The sequence below is a fragment of the Planobacterium oryzisoli genome, from assembly GCF_015354315.1.
GTDB lineage: Bacteria > Bacteroidota > Bacteroidia > Flavobacteriales > Weeksellaceae > Planobacterium_A > Planobacterium_A oryzisoli.
Window position 1 is genome coordinate 190,790 of sequence record NZ_JADKYY010000003.1, and the last position, 19,824, is coordinate 210,613.

Below are 19,824 nucleotides of genomic sequence, written 5' to 3' on the forward strand. Positions count from 1 at the left end.
TCTTCGTTGTGTACAACAATCTATTTTCCGTTGCGTATAAACTTCTCTATAGCCATGGTCATCGAGGGCGTCTCCTTGGTAGGTGCCATGACATCTACCTTCAGTCCCGATTCTTCCGCAGCATTTAGCGTAGTGGTTCCAAATACCGCAATCTTGGTATCTCCCTGCGTAAAGTCCTTGAAGTTCTCATGCAGTGATTTAATCCCCTGCGGAGAAAAGAATACCAGCATGTCGTATGCGGCGATTTCGATATCCGAGAGGTCCGAACACACGGTGCGGTACATAATAGCGCGCGAATATTCTACTCCGGCTTTCTCCAGCGTGGAAGGTACATCGGCATTGAGCACGTCGGAGGAAGGCAGAAGGTACTTTTCGTTGGGGTATTTTTTAAACAGCGGCGCCAGATCGGAAAAGTTCTTTTCACCAAAACTGATTTTACGCTTTCGGTACACAATGTGCTTTTGAAGGTAGTTGGCTACTGCCTCGCTTTGGCAGATGTAGCGCATGGTATCCGGTACGCTGTAACGCATCTCTTCGGCCAAACGGAAAAAATGATCTATAGCATTTTTACTGGTAAAAATAATACCCGTGAATTGGTTCAAATCAATTTTCTGCGCTCTTAACTCCTTTGCTTCGACGCCTTCCACATGAATAAACGGGCGAAAATCAATCCGAATCTTTTCTTTTTTAGCAATCTCCAAATACGGAGACGATTCACTGGGAGCGGGCTGAGAAACTAGTATCGACTTAATTTTCATCATCAGTAGCATTTATATAAACAGCAACTTTCCTAGAACGATATAGGGTACAAATTGCAGCGTGCAAATATACAAAATTTTATAATACCACTCCTGTGGCAGAATCCTACCCGGATGCAGTAGAAAGTAGATAACTTTAAAGAAAAGGCTCAGTCCCGCGCCATAAAAAAACAGCTGTAGAAGCAGGAAATGATCCACCGAGGTAAAGAAAACAAAAAACAGCAGCACAATCAGCACCAGGCCAAGTACAAAATAGTATTTCAGGCAGAGGAAATACATCTTTCCCCAGCCTTTGAGGATATCAACACTGGAGAAGAAAAAGAAAGTCAGAAAGAACTTTACAAAGTAAAAAACAGAAACTACCAGTAAGGTGTATCCAAAACGGGTAGGCTCGAATCCTGCTACCCCTACTTGGGAGACCCAGCGCGGCACCGAGGGAACAAAGTTGTAGGTAAGGGTGCTTAAAAGCACAATAAATACAGTAGAGACCAAGAGAAAGGACGGAAAAATATTGCCGGAATCCTGAAAATCCTGGTTTAGAAATTTCAGTACATTAGGCTGACGCTGCAACACGTGTAGCACCAGTATGTAAAGCAGTACCGACCCCAAGATGATCCCCACAACCCAATCGGTATTTTCCACTATCCGTAGCACTTGAAAGAATTTTGTGCAAAAGTAAGAAATTATTATACCCAAAGTCCATTTGAAAAATAGATTATCTTTGCATTCGCATATGAAAAAACTGGTAATCATACCCACCTACAACGAAATAGAGAACATCCAAGGGATTATACATGCTGTATTCGCTCTAGAGGACGGATTTGAAATTCTGGTGGTGGACGATTCCTCGCCCGACGGCACTGCCGCGGTGGTACAGACCCTTCAGCAAGACTACCCGAACCTTCTGCATCTTACGGTGCGCACCGTAAAGGACGGTCTGGGAAAAGCCTACCTCCATGGATTTGCATGGGCGCTGGAGCGCGGGTACGATTATATCTTCGAAATGGATGCGGATTTCTCCCATAATCCCGCGGACCTTCCCCGACTCTTTGCCGCCTGCCAAGAGGCCGATATGGCGGTAGGATCGAGGTACTCCCAGGGCGTGAATGTAGTGAACTGGCCCATGGGCCGCGTGCTGCTTTCCTACTTTGCCTCCAAGTACGTGCGCTTTATACTGGGAATAAAAGTGCACGATACCACGGCCGGCTTTGTATGCTTTAAAAGAGCTACCCTTGAGGCCATAGGACTGGAGCGCATTGGACTCAAGGGCTACGGTTTTCAGGTGGAGATGAAATACCGCGCGGTGAAAAAAGGTCTGCGCATCGTGGAAGTTCCTATTATTTTCACCAACCGCATACTGGGAGAAAGCAAAATGAATGGAGGAATTATCGGCGAGGCGGTATTTGGAATCCTGGCACTTAAATGGAAATCACTAATCGGAAGACTATGATACGCGCGCTGCTCTTTCTCTTGCTTTTAACCTGTAGCTGGGCCTGTAAGGATCCAGCCCCGGTGGTTGCACCCAAAGCACTTCTTTCGGAGGAAAAAATGGCCGCCGTCATTGCGGATTTTGCCCTGAACGACCAGATGAGCTACCTCAACCCCGAAGGCAATCTCGAGCTGCAGTCCCGCTATATACTGAAAGAGCATAAGGTCAGTGCAAAAACCTTTGCGGAAAGCTATAAGTATTATATTGCTTCCCCCCGCAAACTGGAATCGATCATGGACCAAGCCCAGGAAATAATCAAAAAGAAAGATCCCAAGGCAGAGGCCTATATCAACAAAAAAACAGAAGAAAACGGAGAGGTTCCTGCCTTTGCCCGATAGTACTATGAATTCAAAATTTTTCACAATAGAAAGTCAGAGCTCTGGCAAGGCGCGTGCAGGAACGATTCAGACCGACCACGGAGCCATCCAGACGCCCATTTTTATGCCCGTCGGGACCGTTGCGTCCGTAAAGACGGTACACCAGAGGGAACTGCGCGAAGACATTAAGGCGCAGATTATCCTGGGCAACACCTACCACCTCTACCTTCGTCCCACTATGGAAGTCATCAGTGGCGCCGGGGGGCTGCATCCTTTCATGAACTGGGATCTTCCCATTCTTACCGATTCGGGGGGCTATCAGGTCTTTTCCCTGTCGGCAAGCCGGAAGATGAGCGAGGAGGGTGTTAAATTTAAATCCCATATCGACGGAAGTCTCCATTTTATTTCTCCGGAGAAATCCATGGAGATCCAAAGGGATATTGGTGCCGACATTTTCATGGCGTTCGACGAATGCACACCCTACCCCTGCGGCTATACCCAGGCGCGTGAGTCGATGGAGATGACCCACCGCTGGCTGAAGCGCTGCATTGACTGGACAAAAAACCATCCCGAGCGCTATGGGCACAAACAGCACCTGTTTCCTATCGTTCAGGGATCCACCTACAGCGATCTGAGAAGACAGTCCGCGGAGTTCATCTCCGAGCAGGATGCCGTGGGAAATGCCATCGGAGGACTTTCCGTAGGAGAACCCGAAGAGGAGATGTACCGTATTACCAATGAGGTGACCGACATCCTGCCCAAAGAAAAGCCGCGCTACCTTATGGGGGTAGGAACCCCCTGGAATATTCTTGAGAGCATTGGTCTGGGTGTAGATATGATGGACTGCGTGATGCCCACCCGCAATGCGCGCAATGGCATGATTTTTACCTGGAATGGAGTGATGAATCTTAAGAACGAGAAGTGGAAGAATGATTTTTCCGCCCTGGATCCCAGCGGTACCAGCTTCGTTGATTCCGAGTACAGCAAAGCCTACGTACGGCACCTTTTCGTCTCGAAGGAATACCTGGGCAAACAGATTGCCTCGATTCATAACCTGGCCTTTTATCTGGATCTGGTACGCACGGCGCGCGCGCACATCCTGGCAGGGGATTTCTACCAGTGGAAGGATTCGGTCTCTCCCATTTTACGTCAAAGACTCTAGAGAAGATGCTGACCACGATTGATAAATACATCATAAAAAAATACCTGGGCACCCTGGGCTTTATGCTTTTGCTTCTCTCCATCATTGTGGTGGTTATTGACGTGCAGAGTAAATCCCCACGGATTGAATCCAATGGCTTTACGGTAGGATATTTTCTGGTTCATTTCTATCCGTTTTGGATGATCTACCTGATAATAACTTTTATGTCCATTCTGGTATTTATCTCGGTGATATTCTTTACTTCCCGAATGGCCAACAACACCGAGATCGTAGCCATTATCAGCAGCGGCGCCAGTTTTCACCGTTTCGCTCGCCCCTACTTCATTGCCTCGGGACTGATTGCACTGTTTTCCCTTACCACCAACCACTTTTTGCTGCCCTGGGCCAATACGGAGAAAAACAAGCTCGAGGCCTATACCATGGGGGAAGCTTCACGGGAAAAGATCTTAGGCAATACTGAGATCGCCACGCAGCTCTCGCCCACCTCCTATATTTTTATCAATAACTACAACCGCAAGGAAAAGCGCGGAAGCAGCATGGTGCTGCAAAAGTTTGATAACAAACGAAAACTCCTGCATCAGATCTCGGCCAATGAGATCTTTTGGGAGGAAAAAAAGCAGAAATTCACCATCACTGGCTATCTGGAGCGCCACATAGGAAAAGACGGCAAGGAAAAACTAAGCAGCGGAGAAAAAAAGGACCTGGATCTAGGACATCCCCCCCAGGAACTCTTCCCCGATGAGCTCCTGGGCCAGACCAAGACTACGCCCGAGCTTTTGGCGCTAATAAAACAGGAGAAACAGAAAGGCAACAGCAACCTTAATTTTTTCCTTAACGAGCTCTACCTGAGGACCTCTATGCCGGTTTCCATTATAATCCTGACAATCCTGGCCCTTTCTCTTTCCTCGCAGAAAAAACGCGGAGGGATCGGGGGCAATCTGGCTATTGGAATCGCTCTGGCCTTTGTATTTGTGTTTTCTTTTGAAGCCCTTAAGGTAGTATCCCAAAACAATGTACTCCCACCGCTTTTGGCCATGTGGATCCCCAATCTGGTATTTGGCCCTTTGGCGGCCCTGCTTTATTTCAAACGAGCCAATCAGTAAAGCAGTTTGTACTCCTTGTGGCGTATCTGCCTTGTGCCTTCTTTTTCCAATTCCACCAGCAGTGTACCATCGGGCAGAGCCCTGCGTATGATGCCATTTTGTCTGACCCCGCTTTGCGCTTCAAATACACTGATTTGGTCTTTTCGGAATAATACCTGATTGAACGCGCGCATAATCCCCTGCTCGGAAGGGCGAAAAAAAAGCCCCTCAACCACAGCCCGGTAGAGGTCCTTGGTAAAGGCGTGGAGATCAAACTCCCGACCTGCTTCAATGCTAAGGGAACTCGCCTGCGGCAGGGAAGAGAAATCCCTCTGAAGTACATTGATACCCACGCCTATGATGTAGTACCCCCTGCCGTGCCATGCCCGTTTCTCTATTAGTATCCCGCCCACTTTTTTTCCTCCTGCCACCAAATCATTGGGCCATTTAAGCGCCACCTCAAGATCCGCAGCACTTGCCAAATAGTCACGCAATAGTACGGCGGTACGGTAATTGAATAAAAATCCAGACCAGGGAAACGGACTGCTCTCCACGGCAATGCTAAGAGCCGTATTTTGCGCTGTGCCCCCTTCCCAGTGGTTGCCGTAGGTTCCGCGGCCCTGGAGCTGGCAGAACGTATAAAGCCCGGCGGAGGAGGCGCCCGGTGGGATGAATTCCTCCAACAGATCGTTGGTAGAGTTACAACTGGAAACGTAATGAAGCTCGGACATTTAAGAAAAATTTATGAGTTGAAAGCGCTAAATTAGGGCCAAGTACCAACTAAAAACAATAAATTTGCAGATTATACCTTTTTTTAATGAATAAACTTACACAAAAACAACTATTAATAGATAAAATAGTCGAAGCCATCCAGGATACCAAGGGCGAAGACATCAAGATTTTTGATCTTACCAACATTGAAAATTCGGTTGCGGAAACCTTTATTCTCTGCAGCGGAAACTCCAACACTCAGGTAAATGCCATCTCGGGAAATATTGAGAAGAAAGTACGTAACGAACTCAAGGAAAGACCTTGGCACGTAGAGGGTACGGACAATGCCCTGTGGGTACTTATGGATTATGTATCGGTAGTAGTCCACGTGTTTCAGAAGCAGACCCGGGAATACTACGATATCGAGGAGCTTTGGGGCGATGCAAAAATCACCATAGTAGAGGAACAAGTTTAAGTACCTAATCTCCAAAACCGTTAGAAAATCACACCATGAACAATAAGGGATTTAATTGGTTCTTCCCGATAGCTATTGCTGTAATACTCTTTATATTCTTACAGCCCATGTTTTCGAGTTCGGAAGGACCCAAAATAGATGAAGAAAAATTTTACGAACTGGTCGAGGCAGGGAAAGTACAGGAAGTGCTAGTATACAACGATGTAAACAAAGCCGATGTATTTTTAACCAAGGAAGCCAAAGCCGAACTCAGTGCCGGGGCGAAAAAGCAAAGCGATCCTTTCGCGGCGTTTAACCCTTCCACCGGGCCGGACTACTCTTTCTCCTTCGGAGACAAGACCTTTCTTTTAGAAAACTACCGGGAAATCAAACAGGCCAATCCAGCAATTAAAACCAGCATGGACTACACTACGGCGAAAAACCCGATAACTGAGATTCTATTCTCCGTACTGATCTGGGTAGCCGTTCTGGGGCTGTTTTATTTCTTTCTTTTCCGACGCATGGGTGGAGGCGGAGGCCCGGGCGGACAGATATTTTCCATAGGGAAATCCAAAGCCAAGCTTTTCGACGAAAAAGATAAAGTACAGGTGACGTTCAAGGACGTGGCCGGTCTGGAAGGAGCCAAAGAGGAAGTACAGGAAGTTGTGGACTTTTTGAAAAATTCCGATAAGTATACCCGTCTTGGGGGAAAAATTCCTAAAGGAGTACTTTTGGTAGGGCCTCCGGGAACCGGTAAGACACTACTTGCCAAGGCAGTGGCTGGAGAAGCCAAGGTGCCGTTTTTCTCGCTCTCCGGATCCGATTTTGTGGAGATGTTTGTAGGAGTAGGAGCTTCCCGCGTACGGGATCTCTTTGCCCAGGCTAAAGCCAAAAGTCCTGCGATTATTTTCATTGACGAGATCGATGCCATAGGACGTGCCCGAGGCCGAGGAAACATTACCGGAGGGAACGACGAGCGTGAAAATACCCTTAACCAACTCCTTACCGAAATGGACGGTTTTGGAACCGATACCAATGTGATCGTGATGGCTGCAACCAACCGTGCAGACATTCTGGACAAGGCTCTGATGCGCGCGGGTCGTTTTGACCGCTCCATCTATGTAGATTTGCCGGAACTGCACGAACGCCGCCAGATCTTCGACGTTCACCTTTCCAAGATTAAACTCGACGAAAACGTTGACCGCGAATTCCTTGCAAAGCAGACGCCAGGGTTCAGTGGAGCGGATATTGCCAATGTATGTAACGAAGCAGCTCTGATCGCTGCACGAAACAACCACGACAGTGTCACCAAACAGGATTTTCTCGATGCCGTGGACCGTATTATCGGAGGATTGGAGAAACGAAACAAGGCGATTAAGCCTTCAGAAAAGAAAAGGGTGGCCTACCACGAAGCAGGACACGCTGCGATTTCGTGGCTCGTGGAACATGCAGCGCCGCTGCTTAAGGTTACCATCGTACCTAGGGGCCGGTCCCTTGGGGCGGCATGGTACCTTCCGGAGGAACGCTCCCTTACCACCACCGAACAGATGTTTGACGAAATCTGTGCGACCCTGGGGGGACGTGCCGCAGAGCAAACTGTTTTTGGAACCATTTCCACCGGCGCACTCTCCGATTTGGAACGGGTCACCAAACAGGCGCAGGCCATGGTGACCGTCTACGGACTCAACGAGAAAGTAGGAAACATCTCCTACTACGACAGTTCGGGACAAAGTGAATACAGTTTTGGTAAACCCTACTCGGAGCAGACGGCAAAAACCATTGACGAGGAAATCTCTAAGATCATTGAAAACCAGTACACCAGAGCCCTGCAGATCCTTTCGGAAAACCGGGACAAACTCGATGCTCTGGCAGGCAAGCTACTGGAAAAGGAAGTGATTTTCCGCGAGGACCTGGAGGAGATCTTTGGAAAAAGAGCCTGGGACCCGGAACTTACCGAGCACCCGGTGACCAGTATCGAGGATCCGACCAGCCACGGAAATGTGCTGAACCCGGACCAGACTCTGGAACAATAAATACTTTAAATCCTGACTTAGTTCAAGTCAGGATTTTTCAGTATCTGTTGTTTTTCATTAAATAATCTTTATTTTTGTTATACTATTACTAAATCCCTAAGAAAGAGTGAGCTTATTTAGAAAATTTGTCGGTAAAATTCTGAATCAGCCTGAAGTTGACCAGCAAGACGATTTAGTCAAACTGGGCGATCAGCTGAAGAATGCCGACCTGGACTATAAATTTGCTCAACTGTTCACCCACTCGGGGGGCTATTTCAATTACTGCCAGGACGAGGCCGAAGCCTTGCAGGTCCTTAGCCAGATACTAAAACTCGAACATGCCAGGAGTGTATTCTGCTGTGATCCGGACCTGAAGAATTTCTTAAACGTACTGAATGTATCCTACAGCAGCGAGCTCTTGCCTGAAAACGACACGGCCTTCATTACCTGCGAGTACCTGATTGCCTACGACGGAAGAATCATGCTCTCCCACAACAATATTTTGCATTACCATTCCTCGCGTCTTCCGGAGAAAATCATCCTGATGGCCAATGTCTCCCAAATTGTAAGCAACCTGGGGGATGCGATGATGAAGGTGAAAAGAAGGGGTACCTTAAAGAACCTCACCTCCATAAGCGGTAATCAGTCCAAGCTCGACACGCCCAACAAAGACCAAACCAAATTATTCCTTCTGCTTTTAGAGGATTAATACTAAATCTTAAATACACTCCCTTGGACAAGAATCTGTTGCAAAGATCCCTTTCCGGCCTACTCTACGGTGCACTGATAATTCTCTGCACTACTCCGCTCTCCGCCCATGTGCTTCCCGAAGACATAGCCCTAAAACCAGCTTACCTGTACTATGGACTTATGACCGTACTGCTCCTGGTGGCTCTTTTTGAGGGTATTCGTGTGCTTAAATTCCCTCAGGGGTGGCACCGGATGGCGGCGGTTCCCTTGGTTTTGGTAGTGTACTTTCTTTTTTCCAGGAGGTATTTTACCCAGGGTTTTTCATACCAACCCGATCTGAGCGACTTGCTTTCCCTGGGCCTTATTGGGGTGGGGGCCGCTACGATTCTGTTTTTTACGCGGGAACTAAACAGTCCGCTCAACAAACTTCTCATCCTGGTGCTCTACCTTGCTCTTCCCTTTGGTTTTGCACTGGGTCTTCCCAGTGAAGCATACCACAGCGATTTAAGCCTGGAAGCCTTTATGCTCTTTATTCTTATCTGGTCCAGCGATTCCTTTGCCTTCTTTACCGGTAAATTCTTCGGAAAGCACAAAATGGCACCGAGCATCTCCCCGAACAAAACCTGGGAGGGTTTTGCCGGGGGCGCAGTACTGACCGCGGCGATGAGCTACCTGATCGAGCTGAACTTTCCGGAGCTTCGCGCAAACTGGATAGTGGTTGGCGTGCTCACTGCGCTTTTTGCCCCTTTAGGGGACCTTATTGAAAGTAAACTCAAAAGGCATTTTCAAGTAAAAGACAGCGGAAACATCATTCCTGGGCATGGAGGCATTTTGGACCGTCTTGATAGTTTTATTATTTGTGCACCTATTGTATATTTGTACTTTATCATCGACTATATCCTGTAAGAAAAATGAAACTACATAAAGAATCCCGCGGTACGCTTATTGTCGCCTCCGTTTCCTTCGCACTTATTGCCTTTCTGGCGGTTTATTTTCTTGAGGGCTGGTCTCTTCTAGTACTCCTGCCACTTCTGGTGCTCTACGGGTTGGTATTTTGGTTCTTTAGGGTTCCGGAACGCGAAATACTCGAGCACCACGAAAATGTAATTGCTCCGGTGGATGGAAAAGTCGTTATGATCAAAAAAGTGTACGAAGAGGAGATACTGAAATCCGAGGCCATCCAGGTGTCTATTTTTATGTCCCCGCTCAATGTACATATATGCCGCTATCCGGTATCGGGACAGGTTACCTATAAGAAATACCATCCCGGGAAGTACCTAGTCGCATGGCACGAAAAATCCTCTACTGAGAACGAACGCACAACCGTGGCAGTACAGAGCAGGACGGACCACACCGTAGTATTTCGCCAGATTGCAGGGTACGTAGCACGTCGGATTGTTTTTTACTGCAAGGAAGGGGACCAGGCCAAAGCAGGACATGAGTTCGGGTTTATTAAATTCGGCTCCCGTATGGATGTGTTTTTACCGCTAGATACGGAGATACTCTGTAAGATCGGCGACAAGACCAAAGGAGGAATAGATATTATCGCCAAGATGCAGTCCTAGAGTACCTGCATATTTTGTATAATAATGCCACAAATGCATAAAACGCATACGTGGCATTTTTTTGTATCTTTTATCCATGCTATACAGGTACATTATTGCTGCGCTTTGCACACTGATGCTGGGAGTTATTTCCTGTCAGGAAAACACAACCCAGCAGTCCCGCTTACTGGAAAAAGAGCGCGTAGAATTAAAGAAAAAGGAAAGCCTTCTCCTAAGTAAACAAATTCAGTACGAATCCCAGCTGAAAAACCGCGACAGCCTCCTTGAAGAAAAGGATTCGCTTCTGGCCCTCCAGCTTTCCAAGCAGATAGAGGGCCCCTGGAACGGTAAGATGGTGTGCACGGAATCTACCTGCCCGGAGCATGCCGTAGGCGATACGCGCATTGACCAGTGGATCCTGCGTGCTGAGAAAGGAAAAATCATTGCAATCAATGTAAATAAATTTGGAAGCCAGCGAATCTATCATGGAACCATTGAGAACCAAAAAATTTCATTAGTGGACAGTGCGCCCAGTTCCCAAAACGATGTGCAAATGGAAATTGTTCTGGATCGTCTGGAGCAGGACCGACTCACCGGTCGGCGCACGCTGCAGAAGGGAAAGGAGTGTACCTCGCTATTTACCATCGAGCTTAACCGCGTCAAGTAAACGATTATGCTTCTCTCTTCAATCCATTTTTCGCTGCCCGTGGAGGATCCACTGCTGAAATTCCTGCTGATTTTAGTAATAATTCTACTGGCGCCCCTGCTGCTTAATAAAATAAAGATCCCGCATTTGCTGGGACTAATTATTGCCGGGGCACTTATTGGACCCAATGGTCTGGACGTTCTTCCCCGGGACTCCAGCGTAGTGGTTCTGGGTACTACCGGGCTGCTGTTCATTATGTTTCTGGCGGGGCTGGAGATCGATCTGGAAGAATTCAAAAAGAACAAATGGAAAAGCATGACCTTTGGTCTCTATACCTTTAGCCTTCCCCTAGCTCTTGGAATACTCTCAGGGCACTTCCTGCTAGGGTACAACTGGCTTACCTCCATTCTCTTTGCAAGTATATTCTCCTCCCATACACTGATTGCATACCCTATGGTCAGCCAGCTTAATCTGGTCAAGAACAGGGCCGTGAATATAACGGTAGGGGGTACCATGATTACCGACATAATGGCGTTGCTGGTTCTGGCCGTATGCGTGGGTATCGTTCAGGGAGAGGTAAACACCGCCTTTTGGACCCAGCTAAGTATATCCATGGCCGTGTTTGCAGCAGTAGTAACCGTGGGGTTTCCGATTCTGGGAAGATGGTTCTTCAAGAAAGTGGACGACAAAATAGCGCAGTTTATCTTTGTGATGGTAATGATCTACCTGGGGGGACTCTTTGCAGCCCTGGCGGGCATCGAACCTATCATAGGGGCATTCTTGGCAGGCCTTTCCTTCAACCGGCTGATTCCCCATTCTTCCACCCTGATGAACCGCATTAATTTTGTGGGCAATTCCCTGTTTATTCCCTTCTTCCTTATCAGTGTGGGGATGCTTATTGATTTTCGGGCGTTTATAAAGAATTTTGAAACCATCAAAGTCGCCCTTATAATGACCACTATGGCCATGGCCGGAAAATATCTGGCCTCCGTGGCTACCCAAAAGACATTCCGGCTGACCCGCGACGAAGGCAGGCTCATCTTTGGACTCTCTACTGCCTCTGCAGCAGCTACACTGGCGGCCGTTTTGGTGGGCTACAACATCATATTGGGGGAGACCGAATCGGGAGAACCTATACGTTTACTTAATGAACATATACTCAACGGAAGCATCCTGATGATTTTGGTTTCCTGTACCGTATCTTCTTTCACAACGCAGAAAAGCGCCGCGGCTGTTGCTGCAAAAGAGCAGTCCCAGCTGCCGGAAGATTCCGGGAAAAGAAGGTTTCTGCTGGCAACCTACTACGAAAGCACTGTGGAGCCTCTCATTAACTTGGCGAACTACGCCCGCAGCAGCTCCGATAAGGAGCCTATTTACGTCCTTTCGGTTCTTACCCATAGCACCGAAGATGTCCTTGAGGAAAAGAATGCCCAGCGCCTGCTAAACAAAGCTACCGAAGTGGGTGCCGCGGCCGAAATTACCATTGAGACCGTGCGAAGATACGACTCGGATGTAATCCACGGCATCGGCAATGAAATCAAAGAGCATAATAGTACCGACCTTTTTATAGGTGTAGCGCCCGAACGGGGCTTCTCGCCTTCCTTTGTCTATAACCTGTATAATGGGTACTTAAGAAATAACAGGGTCAATATTGGGATTTACCATGCGCAGCAACCCATCTCCACAATTGCCACCAACCATGTGCTCATTCCTCCGCGCGCCTTCGACCAGAAGCATTTTCTCGAGGTGCTCTCCTTAGTATGGAACCTATCAAAAAATGCAGGCTCCAAAGCACTTTTCTATTCCACAGAGCAGAACCTTAAAATCCTGGAAAGCATACGCCGGAAGAAAACCGTCGATGCCGAGTTTATTGTCCTGAGCGATTGGAATCTGGTGGAAGAGCTCTGCGCTAAAATAAAACCCGACGAGGCGTTTATCTCGGTAATGGCACGCCCCGGGGATGTTTCCTACCAAACGGCCATGCACCGTATTCCCAATATTTTGCAAAAGCAGTTTGAAAACACCAACTACCTGCTGCTGTATCCAAGGCAGGAGCCGTCTTCTACCACGGAGCCGGGAAATTCACTGCACCGCGAAATCAAAGACTACCAACAGATTACCGATCTGGTAGAAAAACTCTTTAAATAGTACTATCCGAAATTCTGTAAATCGACCAGTTTGCGGTACATACCGTTTTGACTGTACAGGACCGAATGCGTCCCCTGCTCCACTATCCGGCCCTGGTCCATTACCAGGATAAGGTCCGCTTTCTGAATGGTCGAAAGACGGTGCGCTATGATCAGGGAGGTGCGGTTCTCCATCATATTTTCCAGCGCCAGCTGCACCATGCGCTCGCTTTCGGTATCCAGTGCGGAGGTAGCCTCATCCAGGATCATAATGGGCGGATTCTTCAGTACGGCCCGCGCAATGGATACGCGTTGTTTCTGACCTCCGGATAATTTTCCTCCGTCATCGCCAATGTTGGTGTGGTAGCCTTCCGAAAGCCCCATAATAAATTCGTGCGCATTGGCAATTTTCGCTGCCTGATAGACCTGCTCCTGCGTGGCGTCCTGCTTTCCCATAAGAATGTTATTGTAGACGGTATCATTAAAAAGCACCGACTCCTGGGTGACCATTCCAATCAGGTCGCGGTATTTCTTCAGATCCAGTTCTTTAATATTGATTCCGTCCAAAAGCAGCGCGCCCGATGTAACGTCGTAGAACCTGGTTAAAAGATTGGCCACTGTGGTTTTTCCGCTCCCGCTCTGTCCCACCAACGCTACGGTCATTCCTTTGTATACGGTCAGATTAAAATCCTCGAGCACCGTGCGCCCACCGTCGGGATTGTACGAAAACCCTACCTTATCAAAAATAATAGATTCGTGGAAGCCCTTAGGATCTATAGGACTTGCGCTTTCCCCTACCTTAAGATCGTAGTCGAGCACTTCAGAGACCCTATCCAAACTGGCCATACCCCCTTGAATGGAAGAAATAGCGTTGGAGAGTTTCTTGGCGGGATCGAGTATCTGAAAGAATATCGCTATAAATACCAGAAACGTTTCCGGATCCATGGATTTTTCCGTAATAATCTGTACGCCTGCAAACCATGTAATGAGAAGTATGGTCACCGATCCCAAAAACTCACTCATTGGGGAGGCAAGCTCTCTTCGGCGGCTCATGCCAATAGCAAAATTTTGCCACCGCTGGGTGGTTTTCTCAAAACGGTTGGTAAGGATCCTGTCCGCATTGAATATCTTGATGATTTTGGAAGACTTCAGCGTCTCATCGACAAGGGAAAAGAGATTTCCAAGTTCTTCTTGCGCCGAGGTTGCCTGACGCTTGAGGCTCTTGCCTACCACCGAAATAATCCATCCCATCACGGGAAAAACCAGCAGGGAAAAAAAAGTAAGCTCCGGGGAAAGAAAAAACAAAGTTACCAAAGAGGTAAGAATCATAAACGGGGAATTCACCACATCCACCAGGCTTCCCATAATACCGTTATCCACCGCCCCTATATCGTTGGAGATGCGCGACATCATATCGCCCTTACGCTGTTCTGTAAAGAAGCTTACCGGCAAATTCAGGAATTTAGTATACATCGCGCTTCGTAAATCCCGGGTGATCTTCACGCGGTAATTCACTAAAAGAAAAGCCCCCAGATAGCGGAAAATATTTCGTAAAAGAAAGGCCCCTGCCGTAATGGCGCAAAGTACCGCAAGAACCTGCACAGCGCCGTACTGATCCATACTGCGCTGAATCGAGTAGTACGCCAGATCCTTCAAATAATTGAAATAATCACCAATGTTCCCACTGTACGAGGGAGCCACCGAGGTATCCACGCGCTCCATAGTGCCAAACATAAGCCCCAGGATGGGAAGCATAGTGGCTACAGAGAAAATATTTAAGACCGAATAAAGTATATTAAACAGGATGCTCAGATACAGGTACCGCTGGTGCGGCTTGGCAAAATAAAGGATGCGGTCCAGTGGTTTCATCGAATAATAATAAGAGGCAAAAATACAAAAAATACTACCAGCAGCATTTAGAAGGCAATGCCACGAAAAAAGCGGCCCAAAGAAGGCCGCTTACACTCAAAAAAAATCGTTGTCAGGTTACCGAAGTCTGTCTACAGATTTTACAAGCTTTTCGTCCCGCTTAATGTAGTGGCTGGCAATAAAAAGACTAACCACAGAGATTACAGGAAACAAAAGCTCAATACCTTTCTCAGGAATAGAAATTCCTCCAGATAAATTTAGCAGCCAGTAAATAAGTACACCAATCAACAAAACGTTTATAAAAATGCCGATCTGATTCAGCATTAATTGTCTCTTTCGCTGCTTGTAACTTAGGATACTTAAAAATCCTGTTACAGCAAGTAGCACGGAGGCAATGGTTACCGGAAAGTTACTTCCTGCAATATCCACGTCCTGCGCAGTGAGTAAAAGAAATACCGAACCAAGTACGGCAATTCCCATCCAAACTGTTTGTATTCGTTGCAACATAAGGCAAAAATACCACATTTTTTGGCATTTTTCAAAAATTAATGTAGATTTGCATGATAATTGATTCATCAAAGAAAAGTCGTCCGACTTAACTTTCTTACTCACACTCATTTAACTATACTTTCTACATAGACAATTTATGTTCAACATTGAAATGTTAAGGTCAAAATCCGATGCGGAATTGGCACTTATACTCAAGGAATTTGGAGTCAAATTACCTAAAAGCAGCACAGAAAACGACAAAGTTTTTGCCATTTTAGACTTCCAAGCTTCCAACCCCAAAATCGCAAAGGACTATTATAACGCGAACCAACCCGCTCCAGTGCAGGAGGAATCGCAAAAGCCTGCAGCCCCTGCAAAGTCCAGAGCCAAGAAACCAGCTGCTAAAAAGACAAAATCCAACGCGGTGGAAATTACTAGCCAACCGCCCCAGATCATAAGCAGCGAGCAGGAAACGCCTGAGCCAAGCAACAATGCAGAGGCGGAAAAAGAAAAACCTGCCACTCCACCTGCTGCAGCGTCTGGCAGTACCTCGGAGAGCCCCGCGCAGCAGAATACAAAATCAAGACGTAAGCGCCTACCCAACAAGCCCGAAGCGGCCGGGGAGGTTTCCACACAAACTCAGGAGGCACCTTCAGAACCGCAACCAGAGACCCCTAATTCTGAGGCTCCTTCCGAGCCGACCCAACCACAGAACAAGCAGCCGCAAAACCAGCGTACGGCAAAACCCCAAAATACTTCCCAAAATTCCCCTGCAGCGCAAGGAGCCGCTAATAGTCCCCAGGCAGCGGGCAAGCAGCGCCATGGGCAGCATAACGGAGCGCACGGACAAAAAAGGGAGCAGAATGGAAGCGCTTCCAAAGCAGAAGGGGAAAGCGCAGAAACCCGAAAAGAGTTTAATTTTGACGGCCTTGTTACCATCGAGGGCGTACTAGAGATCCTTCCGGACAACTACGGATTTTTACGGTCTTCCGATTTCTCCTACATTTCCTCGCCCGACGATGTATATGTATCTACGGCGCAGATCCGCAACTACGGCCTTAAAACCGGAGATACGGTAAAAGGTATAGTGCGCCTGCCAAAAGAAGGGGAAAAGTACTTCTCCCTGCAGAAACCACTGGAAGTAAACGGCCGGGACCTGGCCTTTATCAAGGACCGGGTAGCCTTCGAATACTTGACACCTTTGTTTCCGGAAGAAAAATTCAATCTGACGGCCAAAGGGTCCACCCTTTCGACAAGGATTGTGGATCTCTTTGCCCCTATTGGAAAAGGCCAGCGCGCCATGATTGTGGCCCAGCCAAAAACCGGTAAGACGATGCTTTTAAAGGATATCGCCAATGCTATTTCTGCAAACCACCCGGAAGCCTACATGATGGTGCTTCTTATCGACGAAAGACCTGAAGAGGTTACCGATATGGAACGCAGCGTAAATGCAGAGGTCATCGCCTCTACCTTTGACGAGGCTGCAGATAAGCACGTGAAGGTAGCCAACTTAGTACTGGCAAAAGCGCAGCGACTGGTGGAATGCGGACACGATGTAGTAATACTTTTAGACTCCATTACCCGACTCGCAAGAGCGTACAACACCGTTACTCCCGCATCCGGAAAAGTCCTTTCCGGTGGGGTGGATGCTAATGCGCTGCATAAGCCGAAACGTTTTTTCGGTGCCGCAAGAAACATTGAAGGCGGGGGATCTCTTACCATCATAGCGACTGCACTTATTGATACCGGTTCCAAAATGGACGAGGTTATCTTTGAAGAATTCAAAGGTACCGGAAACATGGAACTGCAACTGGACAGAAAGATTGCCAATAAGCGGGTGTATCCTGCCATTGACCTGGTCGCTTCCAGTACCCGTAGAGACGATCTGCTTTTGGATGAGACTACTATGCAGCGTATGTGGATTCTAAGAAAATACCTCTCGGACATGAATCCACTCGAAGCGATGGAATTCGTTCAGAAAAACATTCGTCAGACGGTAAGCAACGAAGAGTTCTTAATGTCCATGAATAAATAGGGCGCTTTTTAATGAAGCAAGCACCTGCTAGCTAAAAATAAAGTCCGGAATCAAGAAGGTTCCGGACTTTTTTATGCGGTAGAGGGCAGCGAGCCCTCTGCACTAGGAGCGCTTCCTACGAGGACATAAGTGCTTCTATCTATGTTAAAGATATATTAAAGTACTTGAGCAAAATTGGAAAGCCCCACTATTCTCCTTAAATTAGGGTCAAACATAAAAATTAAACATTATGCCTTTTGAATTACCTAAATTAAATTACCAATACCAGGCGCTGGAGCCTGTAATCGATGCGCAGACTATGGAAATCCACCACAGCAAACACCATCAAGCCTATGTGGATAATCTCAATAAAGCGATCGAAGGAACCGAACTGGAAGGCCTTACTATCGAAGAAATTTGCAAGAAAGGAACCGACAAGCCGGCCGTTCGCAACAACGGAGGCGGACATTACAACCACAGTTTGTTCTGGGAAATTCTTACGCCTGGAGGAAGCAGCCAGCCGGTGGGAAATGTCAAGCAAGCCCTAGAAAACTACGGCGGATTTGAAAAGTTCAAGCAGGAGTTTTCCGATGCTGCAAAGACAAGGTTCGGCTCTGGATGGGCATGGCTCTGCAAAATGCCGGACGGCTCCGTTGAGGTGTGCTCCACGCCTAATCAGGACAATCCATTAATGCCTGTATCCGAATGCCAAGGAACTCCTGTCCTAGGAATAGACGTTTGGGAACATGCCTACTACCTTAAGTACCAGAACAAGAGACCAGACTACGTGGCATCTTTCTTTGATGTGATCAACTGGGATAAAGTGGAAGAGCTGTACAATAAAGCGTAGAGCGTACAACTCCATAAAACCAAAAGGCCCGCTAGCGGGCCTTCTCTTTGTGATAGAGTTCCAAGAGGGGGTCTATATAGGACCGGTCGTTGCTTAGTCTTGGTACCTTATTCTGTCCTCCGAGTTTTCCTCTGCTGGCCATCCAGTTATAGAACAGGGACTGGGTAGCCACATGAATAATCGGGCTTCGTAGCGTCATATCGTTGTAGCGTTTTGCCTCATAGTCTGAATTCAGCTCCTGAAGCCGCTGATCAAATATCCGGGTAAAGGTATCCATGTCGTCCGGCTCCTTAGAAAACTCAATCATCCATTCGTGTGCGCCGGAGTTTTTTCCGTCCATATAAACCGGGGCTCCCGTATAATCCTTTATAAGCGCACCGGTACTGCTGCAGGCGCTGTCCAGAGCCGTCTCTACGTTTTCAATCATCAGCTCCTCCCCAAAGGCGTTGATATAGTGTTTGGTTCTTCCCGAAATGATAATTCTAAAGGGGCTGAGCGAAGTAAACTGCACGGTGTCTCCTATTACGTACCTCCACAGGCCTCCGTTGGTAGAAATCACCAGCGCATAGTTTTTTCCCATTTCCACCTGCTCCAAGGTCAGAACGCGCGCAGTGCTTTTTCCAAACTCATCCATAGGAATGAATTCATAGAATATCCCGTAATCCAGCATCAACAGCATCTCACTGCTTCCAAAGCGGTCCTGAATGGCAAAGAACCCTTCACTAGCGTTGTAGATCTCGTAGTAATTGATATCCCGCCCAATCAACTGACGGTACTGCTGCTTGTAGGGCTTAAAACTGATTCCTCCATGGAAAAACACCTCGAGGTTGGGCCAGAGCGTACCGATGTCGGGTTTACCCGTTTCCTGAAGAACCCGCTGAAGCAAAATCATCATCCAGCTCGGAACCCCCGTGATACTTCCCACGTCCTGGGTTCTTACTTCCTCTACGATGGCTTTAAGTTTAGTCTCCCACTCACTCATCAGCGATACCTTGCGGCTGGGAACAGTCGTTATTTCCACCCAAAAAGGAAGGTTTTCTATCAGTATTGCAGAAAGGTCTCCGTATTTTGTGTTAAAATCCTTATACATCTCGGCACTTCCCCCAAGACGCAGATTCTTATTGGTGAAAAGCTGATTGCCGGGATGGTTGTTGGCATAAATGGAGAGCAAATCCTTACCGGCTTTGTAGTGGCAATCTTCCAGACTCTCTGCAGAAATCGGTATATACTTGCTCTTGGCATTGGTCGTTCCTGAAGACTTGGCAAACTGGCGGATGTACCCGGGCCAGAATACATCCTTCTCCCCCTGACGGGCGCGCTCTATATACGGCTCGAAATCTTCGTAATGTACAATAGGCACCTGCCTTTGAAAATCTTCTAGGGTAGAGATGTCTTTAAATCCATGCAGCTTTCCGTATACCGTATCTTCCGCCCGGTACAGCTGCGAGAACAATAGACCCTGCTGCGTATCGATCGGATGACTGATAAAATTCTGAATCTGGTCAATCCGTTGTTTGATAAACCAGTTGACCAGAGAGTTGAAAAGTGCTTTGGTTGCCATAGGTAACAAAAATAAAAAAATAATCCGGCGCGACTCCCTTAAATAATTGT

Annotated in this window: 19 protein-coding genes; 13 read left to right on the top strand and 6 right to left on the bottom strand. The window is 47.5% G+C overall.

The features are described 5' to 3' along the window. Nucleotides 1–20: 20 nt before the first annotated feature. Nucleotides 21–758: a uroporphyrinogen-III synthase gene (locus tag IC612_RS03710; protein ID WP_194738861.1), complete on the bottom strand. Its 738-nt coding sequence runs from the start codon at nucleotides 756–758 to the stop codon at nucleotides 21–23. Nucleotides 759–770: 12 nt separating this feature from the next. Beyond that, on the bottom strand, nucleotides 771–1,412 hold the full coding sequence (locus IC612_RS03715; RefSeq protein WP_194738825.1) for a DUF4271 domain-containing protein: 642 nt from the start codon (nucleotides 1,410–1,412) through the stop codon (nucleotides 771–773). Between the two features lie 79 nt (nucleotides 1,413–1,491). On the opposite strand from IC612_RS03715, the gene IC612_RS03720 reads away from it, so the two are divergent. The 4 genes from IC612_RS03720 to IC612_RS03735 are packed head-to-tail and all read left to right on the top strand — an operon-like array spanning nucleotide 1,492 to nucleotide 4,829. After that, entirely contained in the window at nucleotides 1,492–2,208 is a 717-nt protein-coding gene (locus IC612_RS03720) for a polyprenol monophosphomannose synthase (RefSeq protein WP_194738826.1), read from the top strand. Then, entirely contained in the window at nucleotides 2,205–2,585 is a 381-nt protein-coding gene (locus tag IC612_RS03725) for a DUF4296 domain-containing protein (protein ID WP_194738827.1), read from the top strand. The genes IC612_RS03720 and IC612_RS03725 overlap by 4 nt, the downstream gene beginning before the upstream one ends. Nucleotides 2,586–2,589: 4 nt before the next feature. Beyond that, nucleotides 2,590–3,726, top strand: coding sequence for a tRNA guanosine(34) transglycosylase Tgt (gene tgt, locus IC612_RS03730; protein WP_194738828.1), 1,137 nt, complete (start codon nucleotides 2,590–2,592; stop codon nucleotides 3,724–3,726). Between the two features lie 8 nt (nucleotides 3,727–3,734). Then, nucleotides 3,735–4,829 carry an LptF/LptG family permease gene (locus IC612_RS03735; protein WP_194738862.1) on the top strand — a complete coding sequence of 365 codons (1,095 nt, stop codon included), beginning with the start codon at nucleotides 3,735–3,737 and terminating at the stop codon, nucleotides 4,827–4,829. Here IC612_RS03735 and IC612_RS03740 read toward each other — a convergent pair. Beyond that, nucleotides 4,823–5,539 (bottom strand): biotin--[acetyl-CoA-carboxylase] ligase, encoded by a 717-nt coding sequence (locus IC612_RS03740; protein WP_194738829.1) that lies wholly within the window; start codon nucleotides 5,537–5,539, stop codon nucleotides 4,823–4,825. The genes IC612_RS03735 and IC612_RS03740 overlap by 7 nt on opposite strands. An 86-nt stretch (nucleotides 5,540–5,625) precedes the next feature. Here IC612_RS03740 and rsfS point away from each other — a divergent pair, with 86 nt between their 5' ends. From rsfS to IC612_RS03775, 7 genes are all read left to right on the top strand, one after another. Further along, nucleotides 5,626–5,994 (top strand): ribosome silencing factor, encoded by a 369-nt coding sequence (rsfS, locus tag IC612_RS03745; RefSeq protein WP_194738830.1) that lies wholly within the window; start codon nucleotides 5,626–5,628, stop codon nucleotides 5,992–5,994. A gap of 35 nt (nucleotides 5,995–6,029) precedes the next feature. Then, a complete protein-coding gene (ftsH, locus tag IC612_RS03750; protein ID WP_194738831.1) occupies nucleotides 6,030–8,006 on the top strand; it encodes an ATP-dependent zinc metalloprotease FtsH in 1,977 nt (658 codons plus the stop codon). Between the two features lie 106 nt (nucleotides 8,007–8,112). Next, nucleotides 8,113–8,694, top strand: coding sequence for an LUD domain-containing protein (locus tag IC612_RS03755; protein ID WP_194738832.1), 582 nt, complete (start codon nucleotides 8,113–8,115; stop codon nucleotides 8,692–8,694). A 23-nt stretch (nucleotides 8,695–8,717) separates the two neighbouring features. Beyond that, nucleotides 8,718–9,581 (top strand): phosphatidate cytidylyltransferase, encoded by an 864-nt coding sequence (locus IC612_RS03760; protein ID WP_194738833.1) that lies wholly within the window; start codon nucleotides 8,718–8,720, stop codon nucleotides 9,579–9,581. 5 nt (nucleotides 9,582–9,586) lie between these two features. Then, a complete protein-coding gene (locus IC612_RS03765) occupies nucleotides 9,587–10,240 on the top strand; it encodes a phosphatidylserine decarboxylase family protein (RefSeq protein WP_194738834.1) in 654 nt (217 codons plus the stop codon). Nucleotides 10,241–10,316: 76 nt separating this feature from the next. Next, on the top strand, nucleotides 10,317–10,886 hold the full coding sequence (locus tag IC612_RS03770; protein WP_194738835.1) for a hypothetical protein: 570 nt from the start codon (nucleotides 10,317–10,319) through the stop codon (nucleotides 10,884–10,886). A 6-nt stretch (nucleotides 10,887–10,892) separates the two neighbouring features. Continuing rightward, the gene (locus IC612_RS03775; RefSeq protein ID WP_194738836.1) at nucleotides 10,893–13,013 is read left to right on the top strand and encodes a cation:proton antiporter; all 2,121 of its coding nucleotides are present in this window, start codon (nucleotides 10,893–10,895) and stop codon (nucleotides 13,011–13,013) included. A gap of 2 nt (nucleotides 13,014–13,015) precedes the next feature. Here the strand turns inward: IC612_RS03775 and IC612_RS03780 are convergent, their stop codons facing one another. Both IC612_RS03780 and IC612_RS03785 read right to left on the bottom strand, forming a co-directional pair. Continuing rightward, nucleotides 13,016–14,860, bottom strand: coding sequence for an ABC transporter ATP-binding protein (locus IC612_RS03780; protein WP_194738837.1), 1,845 nt, complete (start codon nucleotides 14,858–14,860; stop codon nucleotides 13,016–13,018). Between the two features lie 117 nt (nucleotides 14,861–14,977). Beyond that, nucleotides 14,978–15,367 carry a DUF4293 family protein gene (locus IC612_RS03785; protein WP_194738838.1) on the bottom strand — a complete coding sequence of 130 codons (390 nt, stop codon included), beginning with the start codon at nucleotides 15,365–15,367 and terminating at the stop codon, nucleotides 14,978–14,980. Nucleotides 15,368–15,506: 139 nt separating this feature from the next. Between IC612_RS03785 and rho the strand changes: the two genes are divergently transcribed. Both rho and IC612_RS03795 read left to right on the top strand, forming a co-directional pair. Beyond that, nucleotides 15,507–17,384 (top strand): transcription termination factor Rho, encoded by a 1,878-nt coding sequence (gene rho / locus IC612_RS03790; RefSeq protein WP_194738839.1) that lies wholly within the window; start codon nucleotides 15,507–15,509, stop codon nucleotides 17,382–17,384. A gap of 229 nt (nucleotides 17,385–17,613) precedes the next feature. Then, entirely contained in the window at nucleotides 17,614–18,213 is a 600-nt protein-coding gene (locus IC612_RS03795; RefSeq protein WP_228512853.1) for a superoxide dismutase, read from the top strand. 31 nt (nucleotides 18,214–18,244) lie between these two features. On the opposite strand, the gene IC612_RS03800 is transcribed toward IC612_RS03795, so the two are convergent. Further along, complete coding sequence (locus tag IC612_RS03800; protein WP_194738840.1) at nucleotides 18,245–19,774, bottom strand: GH3 auxin-responsive promoter family protein; 1,530 nt, start codon at nucleotides 19,772–19,774, stop codon at nucleotides 18,245–18,247. Nucleotides 19,775–19,824: the final 50 nt, after the last annotated feature.

Bases quoted from the DNA above. Each gene is read 5' to 3' on its own strand.
- IC612_RS03710 (WP_194738861.1), bottom strand. From the start codon at position 758: ATGAAAATTAAGTCGATACTAGTTTCTCAGCCCGCTCCCAGTGAATCG.
- IC612_RS03720 (WP_194738826.1), top strand. From the start codon at position 1,492: ATGAAAAAACTGGTAATCATACCCACCTACAACGAAATAGAGAACATC.
- IC612_RS03725 (WP_194738827.1), top strand. From the start codon at position 2,205: ATGATACGCGCGCTGCTCTTTCTCTTGCTTTTAACCTGTAGCTGGGCC.
- tgt (WP_194738828.1), top strand. From the start codon at position 2,590: ATGAATTCAAAATTTTTCACAATAGAAAGTCAGAGCTCTGGCAAGGCG.
- IC612_RS03740 (WP_194738829.1), bottom strand. From the start codon at position 5,539: ATGTCCGAGCTTCATTACGTTTCCAGTTGTAACTCTACCAACGATCTG.
- rsfS (WP_194738830.1), top strand. From the start codon at position 5,626: ATGAATAAACTTACACAAAAACAACTATTAATAGATAAAATAGTCGAA.
- ftsH (WP_194738831.1), top strand. From the start codon at position 6,030: ATGAACAATAAGGGATTTAATTGGTTCTTCCCGATAGCTATTGCTGTA.
- IC612_RS03765 (WP_194738834.1), top strand. From the start codon at position 9,587: ATGAAACTACATAAAGAATCCCGCGGTACGCTTATTGTCGCCTCCGTT.
- IC612_RS03770 (WP_194738835.1), top strand. From the start codon at position 10,317: ATGCTATACAGGTACATTATTGCTGCGCTTTGCACACTGATGCTGGGA.
- IC612_RS03775 (WP_194738836.1), top strand. From the start codon at position 10,893: ATGCTTCTCTCTTCAATCCATTTTTCGCTGCCCGTGGAGGATCCACTG.
- IC612_RS03780 (WP_194738837.1), bottom strand. From the start codon at position 14,860: ATGAAACCACTGGACCGCATCCTTTATTTTGCCAAGCCGCACCAGCGG.
- IC612_RS03785 (WP_194738838.1), bottom strand. From the start codon at position 15,367: ATGTTGCAACGAATACAAACAGTTTGGATGGGAATTGCCGTACTTGGT.
- rho (WP_194738839.1), top strand. From the start codon at position 15,507: ATGTTCAACATTGAAATGTTAAGGTCAAAATCCGATGCGGAATTGGCA.
- IC612_RS03795 (WP_228512853.1), top strand. From the start codon at position 17,614: ATGCCTTTTGAATTACCTAAATTAAATTACCAATACCAGGCGCTGGAG.
- IC612_RS03800 (WP_194738840.1), bottom strand. From the start codon at position 19,774: ATGGCAACCAAAGCACTTTTCAACTCTCTGGTCAACTGGTTTATCAAA.